General features: G+C 68.0%; 19 protein-coding genes. 5 read left to right on the forward strand and 14 right to left on the reverse strand.

Annotation, left to right across the window (positions count from 1 at the left end; all coding sequences use genetic code 11):
- Nucleotides 1-146: 146 nt before the first annotated feature.
- On the forward strand, nt 147-788 hold the full coding sequence (locus tag KY572_RS14565) for a ribonuclease T2 family protein (protein WP_224243210.1): 642 nt from the start codon (nt 147-149) through the stop codon (nt 786-788).
- A gap of 81 nt (nt 789-869) precedes the next feature.
- Here the strand turns inward: KY572_RS14565 and KY572_RS14570 are convergent, their stop codons facing one another.
- The 3 genes from KY572_RS14570 to KY572_RS14580 all read right to left on the reverse strand — a co-directional run bounded on the left by KY572_RS14570 (nt 870) and on the right by KY572_RS14580 (nt 3,416).
- On the reverse strand, nt 870-1,211 hold the full coding sequence (locus KY572_RS14570) for a hypothetical protein (RefSeq protein WP_224243211.1): 342 nt from the start codon (nt 1,209-1,211) through the stop codon (nt 870-872).
- Between the two features lie 49 nt (nt 1,212-1,260).
- Nucleotides 1,261-2,400 carry a hypothetical protein gene (locus KY572_RS14575; protein ID WP_224243212.1) on the reverse strand — a complete coding sequence of 380 codons (1,140 nt, stop codon included), beginning with the start codon at nt 2,398-2,400 and terminating at the stop codon, nt 1,261-1,263.
- A 182-nt stretch (nt 2,401-2,582) separates the two neighbouring features.
- Nucleotides 2,583-3,416, reverse strand: coding sequence for an oxidoreductase (locus KY572_RS14580; RefSeq protein WP_224243213.1), 834 nt, complete (start codon nt 3,414-3,416; stop codon nt 2,583-2,585).
- 87 nt (nt 3,417-3,503) lie between these two features.
- On the opposite strand from KY572_RS14580, the gene KY572_RS14585 reads away from it, so the two are divergent.
- Nucleotides 3,504-4,400: a LysR family transcriptional regulator gene (locus KY572_RS14585; RefSeq protein WP_224243214.1), complete on the forward strand. Its 897-nt coding sequence runs from the start codon at nt 3,504-3,506 to the stop codon at nt 4,398-4,400.
- A 13-nt stretch (nt 4,401-4,413) separates the two neighbouring features.
- On the opposite strand, the gene KY572_RS14590 is transcribed toward KY572_RS14585, so the two are convergent.
- Together KY572_RS14590 and KY572_RS14595 are read right to left on the reverse strand one after the other, a co-directional pair.
- Nucleotides 4,414-5,232: an alpha/beta hydrolase gene (locus KY572_RS14590; protein WP_224243215.1), complete on the reverse strand. Its 819-nt coding sequence runs from the start codon at nt 5,230-5,232 to the stop codon at nt 4,414-4,416.
- 266 nt (nt 5,233-5,498) lie between these two features.
- A complete protein-coding gene (locus KY572_RS14595; RefSeq protein ID WP_224243333.1) occupies nt 5,499-6,242 on the reverse strand; it encodes an SDR family oxidoreductase in 744 nt (247 codons plus the stop codon).
- 112 nt (nt 6,243-6,354) lie between these two features.
- On the opposite strand from KY572_RS14595, the gene KY572_RS14600 reads away from it, so the two are divergent.
- Nucleotides 6,355-7,251, forward strand: coding sequence for an AraC family transcriptional regulator (locus KY572_RS14600; protein ID WP_224243216.1), 897 nt, complete (start codon nt 6,355-6,357; stop codon nt 7,249-7,251).
- A gap of 69 nt (nt 7,252-7,320) precedes the next feature.
- On the opposite strand, the gene KY572_RS14605 is transcribed toward KY572_RS14600, so the two are convergent.
- Both KY572_RS14605 and KY572_RS14610 read right to left on the reverse strand, forming a co-directional pair.
- Nucleotides 7,321-7,620 (reverse strand): hypothetical protein, encoded by a 300-nt coding sequence (locus KY572_RS14605; protein WP_224243217.1) that lies wholly within the window; start codon nt 7,618-7,620, stop codon nt 7,321-7,323.
- Between the two features lie 379 nt (nt 7,621-7,999).
- Nucleotides 8,000-8,296: a hypothetical protein gene (locus KY572_RS14610; protein ID WP_224243218.1), complete on the reverse strand. Its 297-nt coding sequence runs from the start codon at nt 8,294-8,296 to the stop codon at nt 8,000-8,002.
- Nucleotides 8,297-9,029: 733 nt separating this feature from the next.
- On the opposite strand from KY572_RS14610, the gene KY572_RS14615 reads away from it, so the two are divergent.
- On the forward strand, nt 9,030-9,935 hold the full coding sequence (locus KY572_RS14615; protein ID WP_224243219.1) for a DUF7674 family protein: 906 nt from the start codon (nt 9,030-9,032) through the stop codon (nt 9,933-9,935).
- Between the two features lie 84 nt (nt 9,936-10,019).
- Here the strand turns inward: KY572_RS14615 and KY572_RS14620 are convergent, their stop codons facing one another.
- The 6 genes from KY572_RS14620 to KY572_RS14645 form a co-directional block, all read right to left on the reverse strand.
- Nucleotides 10,020-10,223 (reverse strand): hypothetical protein, encoded by a 204-nt coding sequence (locus KY572_RS14620; RefSeq protein WP_224243220.1) that lies wholly within the window; start codon nt 10,221-10,223, stop codon nt 10,020-10,022.
- 122 nt (nt 10,224-10,345) lie between these two features.
- Nucleotides 10,346-11,290, reverse strand: coding sequence for a fatty acid desaturase (locus KY572_RS14625; RefSeq protein ID WP_224243221.1), 945 nt, complete (start codon nt 11,288-11,290; stop codon nt 10,346-10,348).
- A 79-nt stretch (nt 11,291-11,369) separates the two neighbouring features.
- Nucleotides 11,370-12,866: an FAD-dependent monooxygenase gene (locus KY572_RS14630; protein WP_224243222.1), complete on the reverse strand. Its 1,497-nt coding sequence runs from the start codon at nt 12,864-12,866 to the stop codon at nt 11,370-11,372.
- Nucleotides 12,867-13,243: 377 nt separating this feature from the next.
- On the reverse strand, nt 13,244-13,744 hold the full coding sequence (locus KY572_RS14635; RefSeq protein WP_224243223.1) for an SRPBCC domain-containing protein: 501 nt from the start codon (nt 13,742-13,744) through the stop codon (nt 13,244-13,246).
- Nucleotides 13,745-13,807: 63 nt separating this feature from the next.
- Nucleotides 13,808-14,167 (reverse strand): ArsR/SmtB family transcription factor, encoded by a 360-nt coding sequence (locus KY572_RS14640; protein WP_224243224.1) that lies wholly within the window; start codon nt 14,165-14,167, stop codon nt 13,808-13,810.
- A 186-nt stretch (nt 14,168-14,353) separates the two neighbouring features.
- On the reverse strand, nt 14,354-15,151 hold the full coding sequence (locus KY572_RS14645) for a hypothetical protein (RefSeq protein ID WP_224243225.1): 798 nt from the start codon (nt 15,149-15,151) through the stop codon (nt 14,354-14,356).
- Between the two features lie 125 nt (nt 15,152-15,276).
- Here KY572_RS14645 and KY572_RS14650 point away from each other — a divergent pair, with 125 nt between their 5' ends.
- Nucleotides 15,277-16,833, forward strand: coding sequence for a tetratricopeptide repeat protein (locus KY572_RS14650; RefSeq protein ID WP_224243226.1), 1,557 nt, complete (start codon nt 15,277-15,279; stop codon nt 16,831-16,833).
- Between the two features lie 79 nt (nt 16,834-16,912).
- Here the strand turns inward: KY572_RS14650 and KY572_RS14655 are convergent, their stop codons facing one another.
- Nucleotides 16,913-19,429 (reverse strand): CBM96 family carbohydrate-binding protein, encoded by a 2,517-nt coding sequence (locus tag KY572_RS14655; RefSeq protein WP_224243227.1) that lies wholly within the window; start codon nt 19,427-19,429, stop codon nt 16,913-16,915.
- Nucleotides 19,430-19,671 lie beyond the last annotated feature (242 nt).

Here is a 19,671-nt window from a genome sequence, read left to right on the forward strand (position 1 = left end):
GTTCCCGGCGGCACGTGGACCCCTACGTGCGTCCGCGGGAGTGAGCAGCTTCACGGTTCTGCTGTGAGCCGCCTCACATTGCTCGGGGCCCGCCCTGGGTAGGGTGCCTTCCGTCACACCCCAGCCCCCCTCCCCAGGAGAAAGCCATGAATGCCCTTCGTTCCGCGCTGGCGCTCGCCAGCATGCTGCTCGTGTCGATGACGGCGCACGCCCAGCCGCAGCCTTCCTTCGACTACTACCTGCTCGATCTGTCCTGGTCGCCCCAGTACTGCGCCTCGAAGGGAGGCTCCGGCGACCCGCGGCAGTGCGGCCCCGACAAGCACTTCGGGTTCGTCGTGCACGGGCTGTGGCCGCAATACGACAACGGCAAGTGGCCGCAGAACTGCTCGACGGAGCAGGTCCCCCAGCAGGTGGTCGACTCGATGCTCGACATCATGCCCTCGAGCCAGCTCGTCCAGCACGAGTGGAAGAAGCACGGCACCTGCAGCGGGCTCGGCGTGGACGGCTACTTCCAGGCGGTGCGCGCCGTCTTCACCTCCTTCCAGGTTCCCGAGCGCTACCGCAACCCCGAGCAGCCCATCGTCGTGAAGAAGCAGGACTTCCTCCAGGACCTGCTGGCGGCCAACCCTTCGCTCACCGCGGACATGGTCGCCATCAAGTGCAACAAGAGCCAGCTCGTGGAGGTGGGCATCTGCCTGGACAAGGACGCCAGGACACCGCGCAAGTGCGGCGGCGGCATCAACTTCCAGTGCCAGGGCGACCAGCTCCGGCTCGCGGCGAAGCGGTAGCCTGGGAAAAAAGAACGGCCCGTCCGTCTCACATGGGACGGACGGGCCGCGTTGAAGGCGGGGCTACCAGGGGCGCGCCGCTCAGTCCTTCCAGGACAGCTCGAACTGCTCGGTGGCCTCCAGGTTGTCGCGGATGGCCCCGAGGATCTCCTGCGCGGGCTGCGCCAGGTCCACGTAGCGCTCGATCTGGAACTTGCGCGTCTCCGGATCCCTCGTGAGCTGGCCGCGGGCGTCGCGCTTCAGCTTGCCGAAGCCCTCGCCCTGCACGAACAGGCGCTCGGCCAGCAGCGTCGTCACCCAGTCATAGATGATGTCGTCGTCGCACTTCACCTGGAGCTTGCCGCCGGCGGACACGCTGATCTCCGAGAGCGCGCCGCGCGGATAGGAATCACTGGCTTTGGGAACGGCCAAGAGGGTGGTCATGGAGAAGTCTCCTTGAAGAAGAAAGAGGAAGGCGGGCAGGGGGCGACGACTAGAGGGTCGGCACGTTCAGGTTCTCGCCTGCCATGTTGTAGAAGGTCTGGCGGTTGCTCTCCATCCTGTTGAGGTTGCTGGAGACGACCCCATCCTCACGCAGGGCGAGGTAGGCCGGATTGGAGGCGTTGGCTCCATTGGCCTTCTTCTGCTGCTCGAGGAACTTCGTCTGGCCCTCGAAGGAGAGCACCTGCACGTTGTGGCCGGGGCCCATCGTCGCATCCAGGCGGGCCTGCATGTCCTTCACCTTGTCCGCCGGGACGAACATGCGCTGCAGGTTGTCCTTGAACATGACGGGCCCGTGCACCGCGGCCTCTCCCGGGCCCATGCCCATGGGCTTGGCGTTCAGGTTGTCGCCCTTGAAGTCGAACATGATGGGGTAGGGCGTCTCTCTCCCGGGCATGTTCTTGCGCATGCTCTGCTCCGCCTCCAGGTGACGCAGACGCGCCTCCACCCGAGGCTTGTCCACCATGTCGCCGACCACCCGGCCCTCGGGCAGGTTCCAGTTGGCGAGCAGCTTCTTCGACTGGGCGATCTCGTCGCTGAGCTGGGCATCCGAGTAGAGGTGGGGGCTGTAGCTGGGCGAGTTCGCCGTCTGCTGGAAGTAGGCGCGCGAGGTGCCCAGGCCCTTGGGGCCCTGACCGAAGCTGATGAAGTCCTTCTCACCCGCCTGCTTGCTGAACTGGTCGCCCTCGCCCGTCACGCGCTGGATGCCGTGCTGGTTGAGCATCGAGGCGGGGACCAGGCCTCCCGTCTTGCTCATGCCGTTCCACGCGGCCGTCGAGGTGGCGTGGTAGAGGCCGGTGGGGGCGGGGAAGCCACCCGGCACGTTCTGCAGCGAGGCGGCGTCCTGCTTGATGGCCGCCTGCTGCTGCCGCGCCGGGGAGGGCGTGAACAGGTTCGACGGATTCATCCGGGACCACATGGACGGGCCGGCGGAGGGCGTGCCCGCGCTGGGCAGGCCCCGGCTCTGGCCAAAGGAGTCCTGGAGCTGAGGGCTCCGCGGCGTCGCCCCGGGCCTGTTCAGCCCGCCGGGGTTGAGGCCAGGAGCGGTGGGGGCTCCCGTGTGCTGGTTGCCTCGGGAGGAGGGCGTCTGGAGGGACGGAAGCTTGAAGGCGGAGAACTTGCTCTTGATCATGTGAGCCTCGGGAGAAGCGTGCCTGCCCACCCTGATTGCACCGGCTGTGCCACGCCCGGCTGGCACGGCGCTCCCTCTGAGACGCAGACCTCCTGGCCGGGGCAGGTGCTGTCTGCTGTCACCAGTTCCCAGGCCGAGGTGGTGACTGCTGTCACCACAGCCGGGAGGCGCCCGGACCCGACTCAGAACCCCATGGAGAGCGCGAGCTGCTCCGTGCGGTCCACCTCCGCCTTCACCTGCGCGAGCTTCTCGCGGATCGCTCCGGGCGCATCCGTCCCCAAGGGGAGGCGCAACGTCGAGGGGCTCGAGGCCACCGCGTCGAAGATGGCCTTGGCGGCCTTGGCGGGATCGCCTGGCTGCTGGCCGCGGGACTGCTCCACGTACGTGCGCATCTGGCCGACCGTCGCGGCGTACGCCTCCATCTCCGGCATCGGCCGGTACGAAGGGCCGAGCAGCTGCGTCCGGAACATCCCCGGCTCGACGATGAGCACCCGCACGCCGTGGGGCTCGACTTCCTTCGCGAGCGACTCGGACAGCGCCTCCAGGGCGTGCTTCGCCGCGCTGTACGCTCCGGTGCCCGGGAACGTGACGAGCCCGGTCAAGCTCGTCAGCTGCACGATGGTTCCCGAGCGGCGCTCCCGCATCCGAGGAAGCACCGCGCGCGTGACCGCCACCGCTCCGAAGAACAGCGGCTCGAACGCCGCCCGGAGCTCCTCGTCGCTCGTCTCCTCCACCGCGCCCAGAATGCTGTAGCCCGCGTTGTTCACCACCACGTCGATGCCACCGAAGCGCTCCTCCGCCGCCGAGACGGCGCTGCGAATCTCCTCGGGCTTCGTGACATCGAGCCGGACGGCGAGCACGCGCTCCGGAGCGCGCGCCACCAGGTCCTCCAGCGAGCGTGTGTCCCTCGCCGTGGCGACGACGCGCTCTCCACGCGCGATGACCTCCTCCACGATGCAGCGGCCGAACCCCGACGACGAACCCGTGACGAACCAGACCTTGCCTTGTGTGCCCATGACTTCCTCCTCGGGGCAATGACTAAGGCGGTCCACTTCGTAGAGAAACACGTCGTATCTGGATACACTTTGTAGCTACGCTAAGGAATGCACGACGACCTCTCCGGCCTCACGGCGTTCCTGGCGGTGGCGCGCAAGCGGAGCTTCACCGCCGCGGCGACGGAGCTCCGGGTCACCCCCTCCGCGGTGAGCCAGACGCTCCGGGCGCTCGAGGAGCGCGTGGGAGTTCGCCTCCTCCAGCGGACCACGCGCAGTGTCGGGCTCACGGAGGCGGGGGCGCGCTTTCTCGCCCGGCTTGAGCCCGCGATGCAGGGGGTGCACGAGGCGTTCGAGTCCCTGGGCGAGCTGCGTGACCGCCCCGCGGGGCTCCTGCGTCTGAACATGCCGCGCTACGGCTACCAGGAGGTGCTCGGTTCCCGCCTCGCCGAGTTCCTCGCGGCCTATCCCGACATCCAGGTGGACATCCAGCTGGACGACGCGCTCGTCGACATCATCGAGCAGGGCTTCGACGCGGGCTTCCGCGTGGGCGATCTGATGGAGCGGGAGATGATCGCCATTCAGGTGAGCGATGACATCCCCATGGCGGTGGTGGGCTCGCCTTCGTACTTCGCGACGCACGGCAAGCCGAAGCACCCTCGCGACCTGCGCCATCACGACTGCATCAACTATCGCAGCAGGACGACCGGGGGCCTCTTCCGCTGGAATCTCACGGAGGGGGAAAAGCGCATCGAGGTGGCGGTCGAGGGCCGGGTCATCTTCGACGATTCGGAGCTGTTGGTGGCCGCCGCCGTGGACGGACTGGGGCTCGCCTTCGCCCCGGAGAATCGCATCCGGAAGCTGGTGGCCGAGAAGCGCCTTGCGCGTGTGCTCGAGCCCTATTGCCCCACCTTGCCGGGCTTCTTCCTCTATTACCCGAGCCGGGCACACGTGGCTCCCAAGCTCAAGGCGCTCATCGACTTCGTGAAGGTGGGCCGTCGGCGCTGAGCACGCCGTGGCGCTACGCGGGCGGAGGAGGCGACTCGCCCGGGGGCGGCGACATGGGCGCGGGCGCCTCGGGGCGCTGGCCTGGCGTTCCGGTGAAGAGGAACTGCAGCGCGGCGGGCGCGCGCTTGCGCCAGTCGTGCTCGCTGTGGTGCCCGTCCTGGTCCGCGATCCAGCAGAGCGAGGTGTCGTCCCAGCCTCGCTCGCGCAGGTGCTGGACCATGCGCTCCGCGTCGGCGACCACCGAGCCCCCGCCCTCCCTGGCGCCCGCGTCGATGTAGATGCGCGACGTCCAGGGCTTCGGCTGCGCGGCGACGTAGTCGAAGATTCTCCGTTCCGCGAACCAGAAGGACGGCGACATGCACAGCGCGGCGCCGAACAGGTCCGGGTGGCGGAAGTGCGCGTAGAGCGCCGCAAGGCCGCCCATGGACGAGCCGCCCACGGCGGTGCCCGCCGGGTCCGTCCGCACCTTGAACTCCTGAGCGATTCGCGGCGCCAACTCCGCCTTCAACCAGGCGAGCAGCTCATCCGCCCGCCCCGCGCTGTCGCCCGAGGTGAAGGGAGACAACTCGTCGAGCCGCGAGGAGCCGCCGTGGTCGATCCCGACGATGACCGGTGCCGGCAGCCCCTGCTCCTCCAACTGCTTCACCGCGTGGTGGACGTACCAGCCGCCCGAGAACGAGGGCGCGTCGTGGAAGATGTTCTGTCCGTCGAACATGAAGAGGACCGGCGCGCCACCCGCCGCTTCGTTCGGCGCGTACACGCGCACGTGGCGCTCCTGTCCCAGGCCGGGCACCTGAAAAGGCCCCAGCAGGTAGATGATGTGCTCCGCCATGGATGTGGGCTTCCCCTCGTTGGGCCCAAGTTTTGAAGCGGGCGGCGCCGTGGCAAGCCCGTTCGCGCCTTCCCCTGTGCGTTTTCGCACAGGAGTGCACATCGTTCACTCTCAGCGGATATCCCGCGGCTGTGGATGCCACGGCTTCGGTCCGAACGTTCGGATGGTTCGTTCGGTTCGGCGCCGGTCCGACCGTTCGGTTCGGTGCCGTGCCGAACGGTCGGACCGGCGCCGCGCCGAACGGTCGGACTGTCGTAAGGGTTCGCTCAGGCGGACCGGGCGAGCGCCACCGCGTCGGGACCGGCTGGGAAGCGCAGCTGTCCGGTCGAGTCGTTCGCGGCACGCCACACCGCCTCGGCCACGTCGGACTCCCGGGTTACCGCGGACTGTTGTCCGAGAGAAGCGAAGACGCGCTGCGCGAAGGTCGCGTAGGGCTCGGGGAGAAGTCCTTCCATTCGGGTCCCCCCGTTGCTCGCGAAGCGCGTGCTCGGGCAATAGCCCGGCTCCACCAGCTTCACCCGGACATTGAATGCCTCGAGCTCGAACGCGAGCGACGCGGTGAAGCCTTCGATGGCCATCTTGCTCGCGGTGTACACGGCCACCAGCGGCATGGGCGCCAGCGTCGCGCTCGACGTCACATTCACGACGACCCCCGACTTGCGCGCGCGGAACCGGGGCAGCACGGCCTGCGTCACCGCCATCACTCCGAAGGTGTTGGTCTCGAACACGTCGCGCACCGTGCTCATCGGCGTCACCTCGAAGGCGCCCAGGAGCCCGACGCCCGCGTTGTTGACGAGCACGTCGACAGGCCCGCTCGCCTCGAGCGCCGCGGCGATGCTCTCGGGCTTCGTCACATCGAGCGCAACCACGCGCATCCGGTCCGAGCGGGGCAGGGCGTCCCCGCGCGGCGTTCGCATGGTGGCGACCACGTTCCAGCCTTGCGCGTGGAAGTAGCGAGCGGTCTCGAGGCCATACCCAGAAGAGCAACCCGTGATGAGCACCGTCTTCATGTCGACTCCCTTGCCGCGGTGGGCGCGGCGTTCATGGTTGGGAGTAAGGTACTCGCGGCCCACTGGACGCTCTATCATGGGGAGTCCGTATCTCATTAGCAGGAGTCCTGGAATGAAGGATCCGCTCTCGCAAGTCATCGCGCTGCTCCAGCCGCGCGCCGTGTTCTCGAAGCGCATCAGCGGCGCTGGCCGCTGGGGGGTTCGCTACTCGGACTTTGGCCAGCCGAGCTTCTGCGCCGTGCTCGAGGGCAGCTGCCGCCTCGCGGTTGACGGTCAGCGGGCCATCACGCTCGAGGCAGGTGACTTCGTCCTCCTGCCGGCGACGCCGGGCTTCACCATGTCGGGCTTCGAGCCCGTGGCGCCAGAGCGCATCGACCCCAAGGTGACCCCCTCGCCGACGGGAGAGGTCCGCCACGGAACGCGCGGAGGGCGTCCGGACGTGCGGCTGCTCGGCGGCTATTTCGTCTTCGACTCGCCTGACGCGGCGCTCCTGGTGTCGCTGCTGCCGGCGCTGGTGCACGTGCGAGGTGTGGAGCGGCTCTCGCTGCTGGTGCGGCTCGTCGGTGAGGAATCGAGCGAGCAGCGCTCGGGGCGCGACCTCGTGCTCACGCGGCTCGTGGAGGTGCTGCTCATCGAAGCGCTGCGGTCGACTTCAGGCGACGACGCGCCTCCGGGGCTGCTGCGCGGGCTGGCCGATGCGCGGCTCGCGCCAGCGATACGACAGATGCATGGCCAGCTCTCGCGCTCGTGGACGGTGGCCGAGCTCGCGAAGACCGCGGCGCTCTCCCGCTCGGCATTCTTCGAGCGGTTCACCCGCACCGTGGGCCTGGCGCCGATGGAGTACCTGCTTGCCTGGCGGATGGCCGTCGCGAGGGAGCTGCTCGGTCGCCACGATTTCGGGATCGCCGAGGTGGCCGAGCGCGTCGGCTACGGCTCGGCGAGCGCGTTCAGCACTGCGTTCACCCGGCACGTGGGCCAGCCTCCGAGTCACTACGCCCGAGCGGGTTAGCCGCCAGCGTCAGCTACGATTCTCCTCCGCTCAGGTCGAACCCTACCTGCGGTCGTTGGGCGAGCGCGCTCAGCGGATGTTCGAGATCGCGTTCTTTGCCGTCTCGTGCCGCACCTTCAAGACGTTGGAGGTGAGCGAGTCGCGGCCCATGGAGAGCTGGTACTGAAGGCGCAGCAGGGAGCGCATCTGCTCCTGCGAATGCTGGAGGATCTCCGCACCGCTGGGCGAGGCGTTCCCCAGGGAGGACGCAGGAGCGCCGCTGGCAGCCGACAGGCGCGTCTGGAACGAGCTCAGCCCTACCTGCGGTGACCCGACGCCTCCCGCGGAAGCCGGGCTGCCCCCACTGCTCATGGGCACGAACACCCTCATGATCGCCTCCCCGGGATCAATTTCTTCAGGATTATCGGGAGGAGGCTCGTTCAGGACTTCAAGATATTTTGAAAGCCAAGATTAACTTAAACCAAAGGGTCCGCGTGGATCCTGCGAGCCAGGCGGGGGATGAACACCGGAAGCGCCACCCCCTCGCAGTGGAGGAGGTAGCCTCCGGCGGTCAGGCCAAAGCCCACGGCCGTTACACGCAGATCAACGAAGTCCCTGTGCGCGCGTGGGTCTGCGAACTCTTGAGAGCCCCGAGGGAGCTGCCTGATGACTTGCCGCCAGCCCGCTGGAACTGCTCGAGCGCGTCGGGGGTGTCAGCGGAGCCCATCACCATGGCGGTCTTTGCCTGAGCACGGCGGGGCTGACGGCGTCAGTTTCGCACGAAGTAGGTAGGCTGGCTTCTGTTGCTGAAGCCGTAGTTGACTCCAACGAAGTCGTAGTTCTTTTTTCCCGCCTGGGCGATGGCAGGCTTGCCCTTCGTCTCTCCCACCACCGCCGCGATGTGGCCGTGGCCGTTGGGGTTTCTGTAGGCCGCGAACGCGATTCTTCCCTCGGCCGCGGCTTGCATCGCCTCGGCGGCGGTGGCGACGCGGTAGCCATTGGCCGGGGTGTTCAGGTGCTCGTACTGCTGATTGGCGAGCTTGCCCCGCAGCGACGGGTCACCCATACGGCTCGCGTAGTCAGCCGCGAACTGGTTGCAGAAGGTCTGTCCGCGAGCAGCCAGGTAGTTGGCCTTGGGATTGAGCTGCGCGACGACGTCGCTGATCTTCTTGTTCTGTGGCCTGGACTCAAATGTGTCCTGGGGGGGAGCCGTCCCTCTGACTTGCTGGGACCGTGTGGTGGGTGTGCCGCGTACCGTCCTTTGGCTGTGCGTCGTCTGACTCGTTGACGTCCTCGAGCGTTCCGCCGACTGGCTGTGTGCCGAGCTTCCGCGCGAGACACCCCCTGCCGAACCACTTCGTGAAGCACCGTTGACGGACATGAGCCCTCCTTGGGAGTTTCGCGACCCGGTCGTGCTCGACGAATCAGGTTCGAAGAGCTCTCGAAGAATCCTGAGCCAGGAGCCTCTGACAAGGTCTGAGAGTGACCCATGTTCGGGCTGGAACGGGAGCAAAGCGATACCCCTTGGGTGGCATCGCGCTCCCTCAATCCCGCCATGCCGATCGGAGATGAAGACTGTCAGCGCGCAGTTGGCCTGCAACCAGATCCGAGAGCTTCGTCTGCGTCTCCAACGACGAGAGGACATGCTGCTCGAAAAGCGCGGTGCTCGTAGCCAAAGGGATCCCCAACGCGATGTGTGGACAGCCTTACTCGTAGCATGAGCTCAAGCTGCCTTCAGCCGTGCGAGCTCAGTCGACTGGAGGCTCGGGGTTGCGCGTGCCATCGGGTAGCATCAAGCCATGAAGGAACTCCTTGCCGGGCCGTTTCCGCCGGACACCCTGCCGGGTGAGCTCAGCGACGATGAGCGAGCCGAATGCGTGCGACGAGCCAAGGGCAAGCCGGGGCAGACGGTCGAGCCGGGCCTGTTTCCGAGAGCCGAGGCGAAGGTGGCAAGGCTGCTGCTCGCCGCCGCCGGATACTGGGAGCCGAACGAGCTCCTTGCGCTCGCGTATGCGTGCGACAGCTCCGAGCGGAGCCACTTCAAGAAGAGCTACCACGCGCACGATGCTTTCGCGTGCGCGCTCGTGCACCCGAGGATCAGCCCCGAGGAACGGGCGCGCCTGATCACCGTCGTGCTCGCGCCAGACAAGTCGCTGAGGGTCGGGTGGCGCTCGCGCAAGAAGTCATGGGCGCTCGCGCGGTGGGCCGTGGCGCGCGGCTTCATCGAGCCCACGTTGCTGACGCCGGTGTTACGGCATGAGCTGGTGGCGCCCGTGGCCGAACCGTCGCCCGAGAAGACGGCCTGGACGAGCCGCGACTTCATCGACGCACTGATCGACTGCCGGCTGAAGTGGCGAGCGCGACGGGGGCGCATCCATGCCGAGCACCTCTACTACGTGGCCATCGCGGACCTGGGACGCGAGCTGTTCGCGGCGCTGCTCGGCGGGTGCAAGGCACCGTGGACCGAGCACGTGTTCCAGGTGATCGAACAGGTCTTCGAGAAGGGTGACGCCGAAGCACAGAACCTGTGCGTCGTCGGCTTGTTCGAGAGTCTGCAGGGGCAGAGCCATGGACAGGGCCCCGCTGACCTCATCGAGCGGCGCCTGGGGCCGCGAGCGCTCGCCGCGTGGGGCGACCTCATCGAGGGGTGGACGGGACAGGGCATCCGGAGCGTCCAGCAGTGGCGCGCCAAGCCGCGCGAGTGACGCTCTGGTCTGGGCACGCATGAGACCGTCCAGCTTCTACCTCTCTCCCGCCTGTACGCCCGCGGCCCTTCGCTGAGCGCGGGGTCATGGCGAGGCGAGCAGCTTCGCCTCCCAGAGCTCTCCCAGCCCTTGCACCTGGGTCGAGCTGTTCGCCTCGACGTCATACAGGACGAGCCCGCCACGAGTGAGCGCGAGGAGCGGCACTGGCGACACGGGCTGGTTTGCCCAGGCCACGGACACGGAGGCGAACAGGGCCACCAGGACAGTGAGTCGAAGAGTTTCGGGCATGCGGCTGTGACGAACTCGCAAGCCCGGAGTTCACGCGCCGTCCGTCTCGCCCAAGCCGGAGCGCGTCGCACCATTCCGCCGAACCGAAGACCCAGAAGACGGCCGCGAGTGTGTAGGCGTTCCTAGTCTCGCCGCCGCTCCACGCGCCGCTTGATGCGGCTGTATCCGCCCAGGTTGGGGTTCATGACGAAGTGCCAGAGCGTCGCCGTCCACGACTTGTGCGCCATGAGACCGTCGTAGAATTCTGGCGCCGTCGCTCGCAGCTTCGGCAGGCGCGAGCCAGGCACGTAGGGGAAGTCGTGGTGCTCGTTGTGGTAGCCGACGTTGAACGCGAACACGTTGAGCGGCCCGTAGTACGAGTAGGTCTCTTGCCCTTCGCGGAAGACGTAGTGCTCCGAGATGTAGTGTCCGGCAATCGGATGGAGCCCCATGACGATCAGCGAGCTGATCGGCAGATAGGCCAGCGCTTTGCCGCCCCAGAAATAGAACACGGCCACGTTGAACGCGACCTGCACGAGCAGGTTCGCGAGCTCGGAAGCGCTCGGCTTCTTTGGATCCACGAACAGCGGGCGGAGCGCGTAGGCAAAGCCCTGGCAAGCGAGCCAGAGCAGCTTGAGCGGGCGATAGCGCAGCAGGCGCGCCTCGAACTCCGTCGGGAGATCCGTGTCGAGCCGCTCGTCACCCTGATGGCTGTGATGGCGCAGGTGGTAGTAGCGGAACGTCTCCGCGACCGGCACACCCACGGGCAGGTTGATGAAGACTCCGAACACGCGATTGTGCCAGGGCTTGCGGAACGCGAGGTTGTGAGAGAGCTCGTGAATGGCCAGGAGGAGTGCCTGGTTGATCACTCCTCCCACCGTGTAGGCGACCAGAACAATCAGCCACCAGGGCGCGTCACGCAGCAGGAAGGCGAGCGAGAGCTGCAGCCCGACGAGCAGCGTGCAGACGTACTTCGTGCGCGAGCACGGGCCGTAGAGTTCCTTGATCTCGGGATGCGTGCGAAGCATCTCGCGCCGCCGAGCGGCGTGCGGTTCGTCCGCGCTGGACCAGATGAAGCCATTGGACATGGCTCCAACGGTACCTCAACACCCCAGGGGATGGGGACACATACCGCGCTGGGCGGCCTGGGCAGCGGTGTGCCCCAGGCTACGCCAGCGTAGGCGGTCCGAACCACCGGGTGAGCGCGTCACGCAGCCCCGAATCCGTGCCGTCTCCCACCCACGCGACATGGCCATCGGGCCGAACCAGGACGGCCGAGGGCGCGGCGACCGCCCCGAAGACCGGGAGCTCCCACGCGCCCGCGTACCGGCCATCGACCCGCCGAACCCGCTCCGCCCACGGGGTGATGTCCAGGGCGCCCGGCTCGCCGAGGTTGAGAAAGACCGGTCGGGCCTCATGCAGAAGCGAGAACACGCGCTTCGGACCGCTCTGGGTGCTCAGCTCGAGGTCGGGCATGCGACGCCCGAGCAGCGGGTGCCCCGCACCGAAGTCGTAGTGGACGTCGAGGCCCGACATCATCGCGGCGTACTTCTTACGCGGCTGCTCCATCTTCAGCAGCTCGGCCATGTTCTCGCGCAGGGCCTCGGTGCGGTCATCGCCGCGGCCGAGCGCTATCTGGGCCATCGTCAGGCGGAGCACGCGGGCACCGATGGGGTGCCGCTCGGCGTGGTAGGTGTCGAGGAGGGTCTCCGGCGAGAGGCCCTTCACCACCTGCGCGAGCTTCCAGCCGAGATTCACGGCGTCCTGCACGCCGATGTTGAGCCCCTGTCCGCCCGTGGGCGCATGCACGTGCGCCGCGTCGCCGGCCAGGAGCACCCGTCGCTCCCGGTAGGCCGCCGCCTGCCGAGCCATGTCGGAGAACCGGGAGAGCCAGGTCGGATTGCGAACGCCGAAGTCGGTCCCGTAGACCGCAATCAGCGCCGCGCGCAGCTCCTCCAGGGTCGGCTCGCCTCTGTTGCCGACCTGCGGCTCGACCAGCACGACGCTGGCGCGCTTCCCGTCGTCGATCTTGCCGATGGCGTTGACGCCCTTGTCTCCACGGCGGACGCCCCAGGCGGGCTCCTGGGTCATCTCGACCTCGGCGATGAGGAAGCTGGTCGACGCGTCCCAGCCGGCGAACTCGATGCCTGCCTGCTTGCGAACCAGGCTTCGCCCTCCGTCGCACCCGACGAGGTACGTGGCCCGGAGCGAGGCGCCGTCCGACAGCTCGACGTCGACGCCGGCGTCGTCCTGCGCGAACCCCGTCACCTCACGCCCTCGATAGAACGTCACCGGCAGCTCGGCGACCCACTCGGCCATGATGCGCTCGATGCGAGCCTGCCTGAGCGCGAGCCCGTAGTTGTGGCGCGTCGGGAAGTCGCTGATGTCGAGCGGGATGAACGAGAAGCCCGCGACCTGCATGAGCTGTCCCTGCGAGAGGAAGCGCTCGGCGACGCCCCGCTGATCGAACACCTCGATCGTGCGGGCGTGCAGGCCGCCAGCGCGTGACCCGGGGAGCTCCTGGTCCACGCGACGCTCGACGACGGCGACGTCGATCCCCGCCAACGCCAGCTCGGCTGCCAGCATCAGGCCCGTCGGGCCGCCTCCGGCGATCAGCACTGCATGGTGCTTCGTGGCCCCACTGCGTCCGGCTTCGTTGAGCATGTGCTCCTCCGCGCCCGCTGTCTTTCGCGTGCGGCCGGCGTCTCTGCCTCACAGAGGGGGGCTTGTGGCAATACCCGGGTCGTGGCATACAACGGGAAGTAGCAAGGGGGAGAAGTCGCGTTCCGCATGCGCCTCCCCGAAGCAAAGCGCCCCCTCCAACGCAGCGAGCCTCGAAGGCAGGGCGCCGTGTCTTGGGAGCGAACCATTGGCTTCCGCGTGACCGCGGTTCGTCTGATGAGGTAACACCTTGAACCGACAAGATACCCGAGGCATCGCAGTGGCCCGGATGATCTCGCTCGCCGCGATCAACTCCCGCGCCTTCCGCTGATCGCCTCCAGCCTGCTGGGGCGTCATCGTGCGGTGGCGGCAGCGTTGCCCTAGCTCCGCTCGCCGAGCAGCGCGTCCAGCTTTTGATAACAGGCTTCCATGCCCTGATCCATGACGGAAGCGAGCGCGCCGTCGCGGTCTTCTTTCGAGTGATAGGTTTGCGTGATGCGCATCGCGGTGGCGGCGCCCTGATCGGCGAACTGGTGCTTCTCCACGAGCGAGCCAACCGTCTGGCCCGACCCCAATGCCATCGTTTCCGTGTGAACGGCGTGCTCGTGCAGGGCCACCTCCGTGAATTCGCCCCGGAGAGTCATGACCGGATTGGCTTCATCGCTCTTCCACTCCACCGAGAGCTTGCCGCCCACGCGCGCATCACACTCGCAGGTGGTCACGGTCCAGCCCGGCGGCGGCAGCATCCAGCGACGCATCTTGTCCGGAGTGAACATGGCCTCCCACACCAGCCGCCGAGGCGCGTTGAACGTGCGGGTGAGCACGATGGTGGTGTCCGTGGGGGTTGAGATCTGCAGGCCTCGGGCTGACGTGGTGTTCATGGTGTTGTGACTCGTGACAGACGACCGAGAGGGGTCGGACTGGGTTGAATGGCGGTGAGACGCTCAGGTCCGGCGGGTACGCGCTCGCTCCTCGGACTTCATCTCATCGAGCAGAGAGTCAAGCGCTTCGAAGCGGGTCTCCCAGTGCTGGCGGAACGACTCGGTCCAGAGCGTCGCTTCCTTGAGCGGCGCGGCCTCCAGGCGGCAGAAATGCTGCCGGCCTTCGACGCGGCGCCGGATGAGCTTGGCGTGCTCCAGCACGCGCACGTGCTTGGTGGCCGCCGGGAAAGTCATTTTCAGGGGCGCGGCCAGCTCGCTGAGGTTGCGCTCCCCGCCCGAGAGTTGCCGGATGATCGCCCGACGGGCCGGGTGGGCCAGGGCGTGAAATACGAGATCCAGCCGGGGCGAGCGATCTAAAACCATGTGGTTTACTATACCAAATGGTTTTACGAGCTCAACCACGAAGATCGTCCCGCGCGCACGGAGAGCCAGGCGCCTGCCGCGCCCCTCCTGGGAAGGCAGGATTGCTGGGCTTCTCGGGATGGAGGCGGCGGGAATCGAACCCGCCGCCTGAGCCCGGGCAAGGAGCCGGAGGTCGGTCACTCCCCGCTAGCACGCGTCGTGGCACGCGGCGTGTTGGTTCGACAGGATGAGGAAGTCCTCACCCCAGGTGTTGTAGTCGCAGAAGTAGGAGGTGCCCGCGTAGGTGAAGTGCGTTCCGTCCCACAGGAAGCCGCAGCTGTAATCGACGCAGCTCGCCATCGTGATTCCCGGTCCGAGCTCCGTGTGCGGGATGCAGAAGCCGGGATCCTTGTAGCAGTCGAACCCTCCCGACAGGCCGTACGCCGGGACGCCGTAGCTGCGCGAGTCGGCGCACTCGAAGGCGTGGGGCACGGAGGTGTAGTTGGCGACCTTGTAGTCACTGCTGCTGCTGCTCAGCTCCGGGGTGTTCCCCGCGGAGCGTCCCGCGACGATCTTGAGCGCCCCCTGCTCCTGCGTCATCCGCAGCGGCTTCGACAGGCCCTTGCCGCTCAAGGACAACGAGGCGGCCAGCACCTGCCCGCCCGAGCTGCCTTCCACGGTGCTGACCTCGAAGCTGGTGCTCAGGCGCTCCTCACCTCCGAGCGCCTCCACCAGGTTGCGCCGCTCGCGCTCGATGAAGGCGGCCAGCGGATCCGGAAGGTTGCGCCGGAGCCCCGCCTCCCGGATCTTCTCCAGGCTGGAGTGGGAGAGAATGCTCTGGACCGTCACCGCGTCCCGCGCGAGCAGGGCCGCCGCGTAGGCATTCACGAGCACCCGCGCGTCCTGCTTGGAGACCTGCGCGGGAGGCATCCGCTCAACGGAGGGGGATGAGCTGTTCTGGCCCAGCGACAGCGACAGCATTCCGACGAGAATCGTGGCCTTCATGAACTCCTCGAGAGGGAAGGGACAGCAGGCGAACCGTCGCCCGAGAAAAAAGAACGCGCACCACGCGGTTTGTTACCTGCGCCAGCCCGAGACCCGGGATGATGGGAGACTCCGGAGGTAGGTCCATGGCCGTTGACGATGACGTGAGTCTCCGCCCCGAGCCTCCGCGCGGCACACAGTCCGCCGAGCAGGAGGCGCAGGCGCTCATCGCGGAAGCCCTGGCCATGGAGCGGCAGGGCCGCAGCGAGCAGGCGCTGGTCCTCCTCAACGAGAGCCTCCTGCGCTTCGACGGAGCGACCGACACGGCGGTTCACGCGCAGGTGGCCAGGGCGCTTGTGAACAAGGCGGTCATCCTCCGGCGCCAGAAGCGGACCGAGGAGTCCATGGCCGCCTGTGACGCCGTCATCCAGCGCCTGGGGGGGAGCACCGAGGCGAGCTTCCAGGAATGGCTGGCCAAGGCCTTGCTCAACAGGATGCTCCACCTGGTCGATCAGGGGCGGCGCGAGGAGCCCCTGGCGCTGGGCGATGAGATTGCCCAGCGGTTTGGTGGCATGTCCCAGGCGTCCGTCCTCAACTCCGTGGCCATGGCCATGAACGCCAGGGCCATCCACCTCTGGCAGATCGGCAGGCTCCCGGAGGCATGGACTGTCCTGGAGGAAGGACTCCAGCGCTTCGGAGGTGTCTCAGAGCCCGCGCTGCTGCCGGGTGCCAACAGCATGCGCATCAGCAAGGCGCTGCTGCTGGCGGTGACGGGCCGGAAGCAGGAAGCGCTGGACCTCTTCGACGAGGCGATCCGGAGCCTGGATGGAGGAGCCAGTGACGAGATCCACCTCCAGATGTCCAAGGCGCTCGTGAGCAAGGCCCTGGTGTCGATGGAGCTGCGCCGGTACGCGGAGGTGTTGCCCCTGTGCGACGAGCTGGTCAGGCGCTTCTCCGGTTTCGGGCTCGTGGTCCTGCGTGAGGCGGTGGCCCGGGCGTTCTCCTTGAGGGCGACGGCCCTGAGCGAGCTGAGCCGGCCCCAGGAGGAGCTGTCGACCTATGACGAGCAGCTCCGGCTGCTGGGCGAAGTGGAGGAGCTCCCCGTCCGGGAGCAGGTGGCCCAGGGCCTCATGGGCAAGGCGCTGCTCATGAGGCGGATGCGGCAGCCCGAGGCGGCCCTGGATGCGCTCGACGCGCTGCTTCAGCGGGAGGGCGAGGCGGGAGAGGCGCCGCTGCGAGAGCTGGTCGCCAGGGCCCTCTGGAGCCGGATCGTCCTCCTCGTGGAGCTGGCTCGGCCCGAGCAGGTCGTCTCCTGCTGCGATGAGATGATCCAGCGGTTCGGCTCGGAGCGGAGCGGCAGGATTCCTCGGATGCTGGCCAGGGCGCTCGTCCACAAGGGCAGTGTCCTGAAGAAGCTCCACCGGTACGAGGAGGAACTGGCCGCCTATGACGGGGCGCTCCAGCGCTTCGGTGCGGACGTGGCGCCGGAGGAGCAGGAGCTGGTGGCCCTGGCGCTCTTCGACAAGGGCGTGGCGCTCGAGCACCTGGATCGCCTCGAGGAGGCACTGGCCGTCCACGATCAGCTCCTCCGGCGCTTTGGCGGAGCGAGCGAGGAGAGCGTCCTCGCGTTCGTGGAGAAGGCGCTCCTCCGCAAGGATCGCATCCAGGAGCAGCTCCGGCGGCACGGGGCGCAGCCCTCGTGACGGAGCCGGTCGAGAGCGCGGACGTCAGCCCGGCGGCCGCACTCCCTTGGGCTGTCGCGTCCTGGCGGCGTGCTGCCGTTTAGTTGGGGGGCACCAACCTCAGGTAGAGCAGGTCGCTGTCGCCCACCGGCGTATAGGTGCGGCCGTCCAGCTCGAGCTCTCCGTGGAGGGAGGCGCCCACCACCACGGCCCCTCCCGGCTGCAGCGCGACACTGAACGTCCGGTCGTGGTCGAACACGCGGGACCACTGGTGCTCGCCGCTCGCCGAGTAGCGCGCCACGAAGGTGCGCCACGTGCTGAGGAAGGGATCGAAGCCCGTGGAGAAGCCGAAGTGTCCGCCGCCGACCTCGAACACCTCCTGGCCCGAGCCGGAGACCGTGAGGCCTCCATCCTCGCTCACGGCCAGGCGCTGGAAGTCCAGGATGAAGCCGGTCCCCGTCCCGAGGGATCGCAGCCAGACGTCCGCCCCCGAGGCGGTCAGCGTCCCGATGAAGCCGTTGGTGTTGGGCGGATACGGGTAGCTGTCATAGGGGTTGCCACCGAGGTAGGTGCCCCCCGCGAAGGTGAAGGTACCTCCCAGATTGCCGGTGAAGGCGATGCGGTTCGTCCCCTGGGGCTGGATGTCCCTCACGGCGCCATAGGCTCCATGGAGGGCCCGCTTCCACAGCAGGCTGCCCGAGGGGCTGTACTTCGCGATGAAGGGCGCTCGCAGCCCCAGAGGGCCATCCCCCAGGTTCGTCCAGGCTCCCGCCGCGCCGGCGACGAGGACGTTGCCCGCCGCGTCCGCGGCCACGCCATGGCCCTGGGGCCGCTCATCGGAGGAATCGTCCTGGCCGCTCTGGAAGGCCCTGGACCAGACGTGCCGACCGTCCCAGGAGAACCTCGCCACGAAGCCGCCCAGGCTCGACCAGTTGCCCGTGTCTCCCAATGCATTCGAGACGAGGACGCCGCCCCCCAGGTCCATCCGGCCCGCGAAGCCGCCCGTCACCAGGAGGCTGCCATTGGCATCGGTGGCGACCGCGGCGGGGAAGGCCTGCACGGGCTGGCCCTGGGCATCCCGGGCGATGAAGCCGCGAGCCCAGACGGTCTGCCCCGTCGGGGAGAACTTGGCGATGAAGAAGCCGTACTGGTACGCATCCTCCGGGACGAAGGGCAGGGGCCCCGTCCCGAGGTCCGGCGAGCCGTGGTAGCGCCCCACCGCGAGGATGTTGCCCAGCGACGTGACGACGAGGCGCGTCGGCCACACGTTGTCGGTGGCCACCACGCGGCTCCACTCCGCGCCGCCTGTCGAGGAGTACTGCGCCAGCGCGAACCCCTCGTCCTGGGGGAAGGTCGCCGAGCCGAAGCGCCCCGCCGCCACGAAGCCGCCCTGCGGACGGGGAGCCAGGGTGCTCAGGGCCTCGGGCCCCGCGCCGCCGTACTGCCGCGTCCACTCCGTGAGGCCCCCGCCTGTCCCGTGGTAGGAGCAGAACAGGGGGCTGTCCAGGGTGTAGAGCAGGCGGGGCATGCGGTCGTAGTAGGGCTCATCCCCCGAGGAGAAGGCCACGCCGTCGGAGGACTCGGGGAGCAGGGCGAAGTTGTAGAGCCCCCAGTCCGTCACGACGCCCGTCACATCGTAGCGCACGCGGCTGCCGGCGCTGACGGCGCCCAGGTTGCCCACCGGGCTCGTGGACAGTCCCGGCCGGGTGTTCCAGGTGAGGCCCTGCTCGGTCCAGTCGCCGCGAGAGCGGTACAGCAGCGGGCCATTGGAGGTGGGGTTGGTGACGTAGAACTCCAGCCAGGCCTTGCGCACCGTCATCCCCAGCGTGTCCACGTCGAACTGGAAGTAGGACTCCAGCCGGGGAGAGCCATCCACCTGAAGCTCCCGCTCCGCGCCGAAGTTCCTGTTGGGCTCGCTCTGCGAGACGAAGCCATCCGTGAAGCCGATGAGGCCCCGGCGGTAGAGGTCCGTGCGCAGCATGCAGCCCGCGGGGGCGGGTGGCTCCAGGGTGACGGTGACGACGAGCTGGGGCCGCAGGTCCGCCCGGCCCTCTCGGGAGATGAAGTCCGCGCCATCGCTCGAGGTCGGCACGAGCGCGAGGTTCACGTCGCTGCCGCCGCGCACCACGGCTGTCACGTCATACTCCACCCAGGTGCCCGGAGAGATGGCGCCCAGGTCCGCCAGCGCCCCGCCGAGCCGGGCGGGCCGGTTGTTCCAGGTGACGCGCTCCTCCTCCCAGTATCGCTCCAGGGGGAAGACCCGCGGCCCATCCGAGGTGCCATCCGAGGCGTAGAGCCGCAGCCGGGCGCGCGTCACCGTCCCCTTCACGTTGTTGAGGGAGAAGCGCAGGTAGCTCTCCGTGCGAGGCGAGAGATCGGCGAGCAGGGTGCTCTCGATGCCCAGGTTCCGCGTCGGAAGGCCCTCCTCCACGCGCGCATCGGCCAGGGGCGTGAACGTGTACGTCGTGGTTGCCGTGGGGGCCTGGGTGGAGGCCTGCTGGAGGCTCGGGACGGCTGAAGCCGGGGGCTCCGGGTCCACGCCGCCGCCACAGCCGGCCCATGTGATGAGCACCACCAGCGCCCACAACCATCGTCCTACCGTGCGACCTGGCACCACGACACACCTCCGGAAGCTGGGGAAGTGTGCGGACGGGGTGCACTCCGCGTACCTGTGGGAAAAGACCTCGAGTGAACGCCTCCCGGGCCTCGGAGGCCGCCGGTGGGAAGACTCTGGCCTGGGAAGGGAAGGGCAGGAGCGTGGAGGAAGAAAAGAATGCCGTGCCGTTGGCTCACGCCGTGCGCTGAAAGCAGTGGCGATGCCCGGGCCTCGTGGCTAGCAAGAGGGCTCCTTTTCCGGAG

The sequence above is a fragment of the Hyalangium gracile genome (genome assembly GCF_020103725.1).
GTDB classification, from domain to species: Bacteria; Myxococcota; Myxococcia; order Myxococcales; family Myxococcaceae; genus Hyalangium; species Hyalangium gracile.

Excerpts from the sequence above, each read along its gene's own strand:
- KY572_RS14565 (WP_224243210.1), top strand. The coding sequence starts at position 147 with ATGAATGCCCTTCGTTCCGCGCTGGCGCTCGCCAGCATGCTGCTCGTG.
- KY572_RS14570 (WP_224243211.1), bottom strand. The coding sequence starts at position 1,211 with ATGACCACCCTCTTGGCCGTTCCCAAAGCCAGTGATTCCTATCCGCGC.
- KY572_RS14575 (WP_224243212.1), bottom strand. The coding sequence starts at position 2,400 with ATGATCAAGAGCAAGTTCTCCGCCTTCAAGCTTCCGTCCCTCCAGACG.
- KY572_RS14580 (WP_224243213.1), bottom strand. The coding sequence starts at position 3,416 with ATGGGCACACAAGGCAAGGTCTGGTTCGTCACGGGTTCGTCGTCGGGG.
- KY572_RS14585 (WP_224243214.1), top strand. The coding sequence starts at position 3,504 with ATGCACGACGACCTCTCCGGCCTCACGGCGTTCCTGGCGGTGGCGCGC.
- KY572_RS14590 (WP_224243215.1), bottom strand. The coding sequence starts at position 5,232 with ATGGCGGAGCACATCATCTACCTGCTGGGGCCTTTTCAGGTGCCCGGC.
- KY572_RS14595 (WP_224243333.1), bottom strand. The coding sequence starts at position 6,242 with ATGAAGACGGTGCTCATCACGGGTTGCTCTTCTGGGTATGGCCTCGAG.
- KY572_RS14600 (WP_224243216.1), top strand. The coding sequence starts at position 6,355 with ATGAAGGATCCGCTCTCGCAAGTCATCGCGCTGCTCCAGCCGCGCGCC.
- KY572_RS14605 (WP_224243217.1), bottom strand. The coding sequence starts at position 7,620 with ATGAGGGTGTTCGTGCCCATGAGCAGTGGGGGCAGCCCGGCTTCCGCG.
- KY572_RS14610 (WP_224243218.1), bottom strand. The coding sequence starts at position 8,296 with ATGGGTGACCCGTCGCTGCGGGGCAAGCTCGCCAATCAGCAGTACGAG.
- KY572_RS14615 (WP_224243219.1), top strand. The coding sequence starts at position 9,030 with ATGAAGGAACTCCTTGCCGGGCCGTTTCCGCCGGACACCCTGCCGGGT.
- KY572_RS14620 (WP_224243220.1), bottom strand. The coding sequence starts at position 10,223 with ATGCCCGAAACTCTTCGACTCACTGTCCTGGTGGCCCTGTTCGCCTCC.
- KY572_RS14625 (WP_224243221.1), bottom strand. The coding sequence starts at position 11,290 with ATGTCCAATGGCTTCATCTGGTCCAGCGCGGACGAACCGCACGCCGCT.
- KY572_RS14630 (WP_224243222.1), bottom strand. The coding sequence starts at position 12,866 with ATGCTCAACGAAGCCGGACGCAGTGGGGCCACGAAGCACCATGCAGTG.
- KY572_RS14635 (WP_224243223.1), bottom strand. The coding sequence starts at position 13,744 with ATGAACACCACGTCAGCCCGAGGCCTGCAGATCTCAACCCCCACGGAC.
- KY572_RS14640 (WP_224243224.1), bottom strand. The coding sequence starts at position 14,167 with ATGGTTTTAGATCGCTCGCCCCGGCTGGATCTCGTATTTCACGCCCTG.
- KY572_RS14645 (WP_224243225.1), bottom strand. The coding sequence starts at position 15,151 with ATGAAGGCCACGATTCTCGTCGGAATGCTGTCGCTGTCGCTGGGCCAG.
- KY572_RS14650 (WP_224243226.1), top strand. The coding sequence starts at position 15,277 with ATGGCCGTTGACGATGACGTGAGTCTCCGCCCCGAGCCTCCGCGCGGC.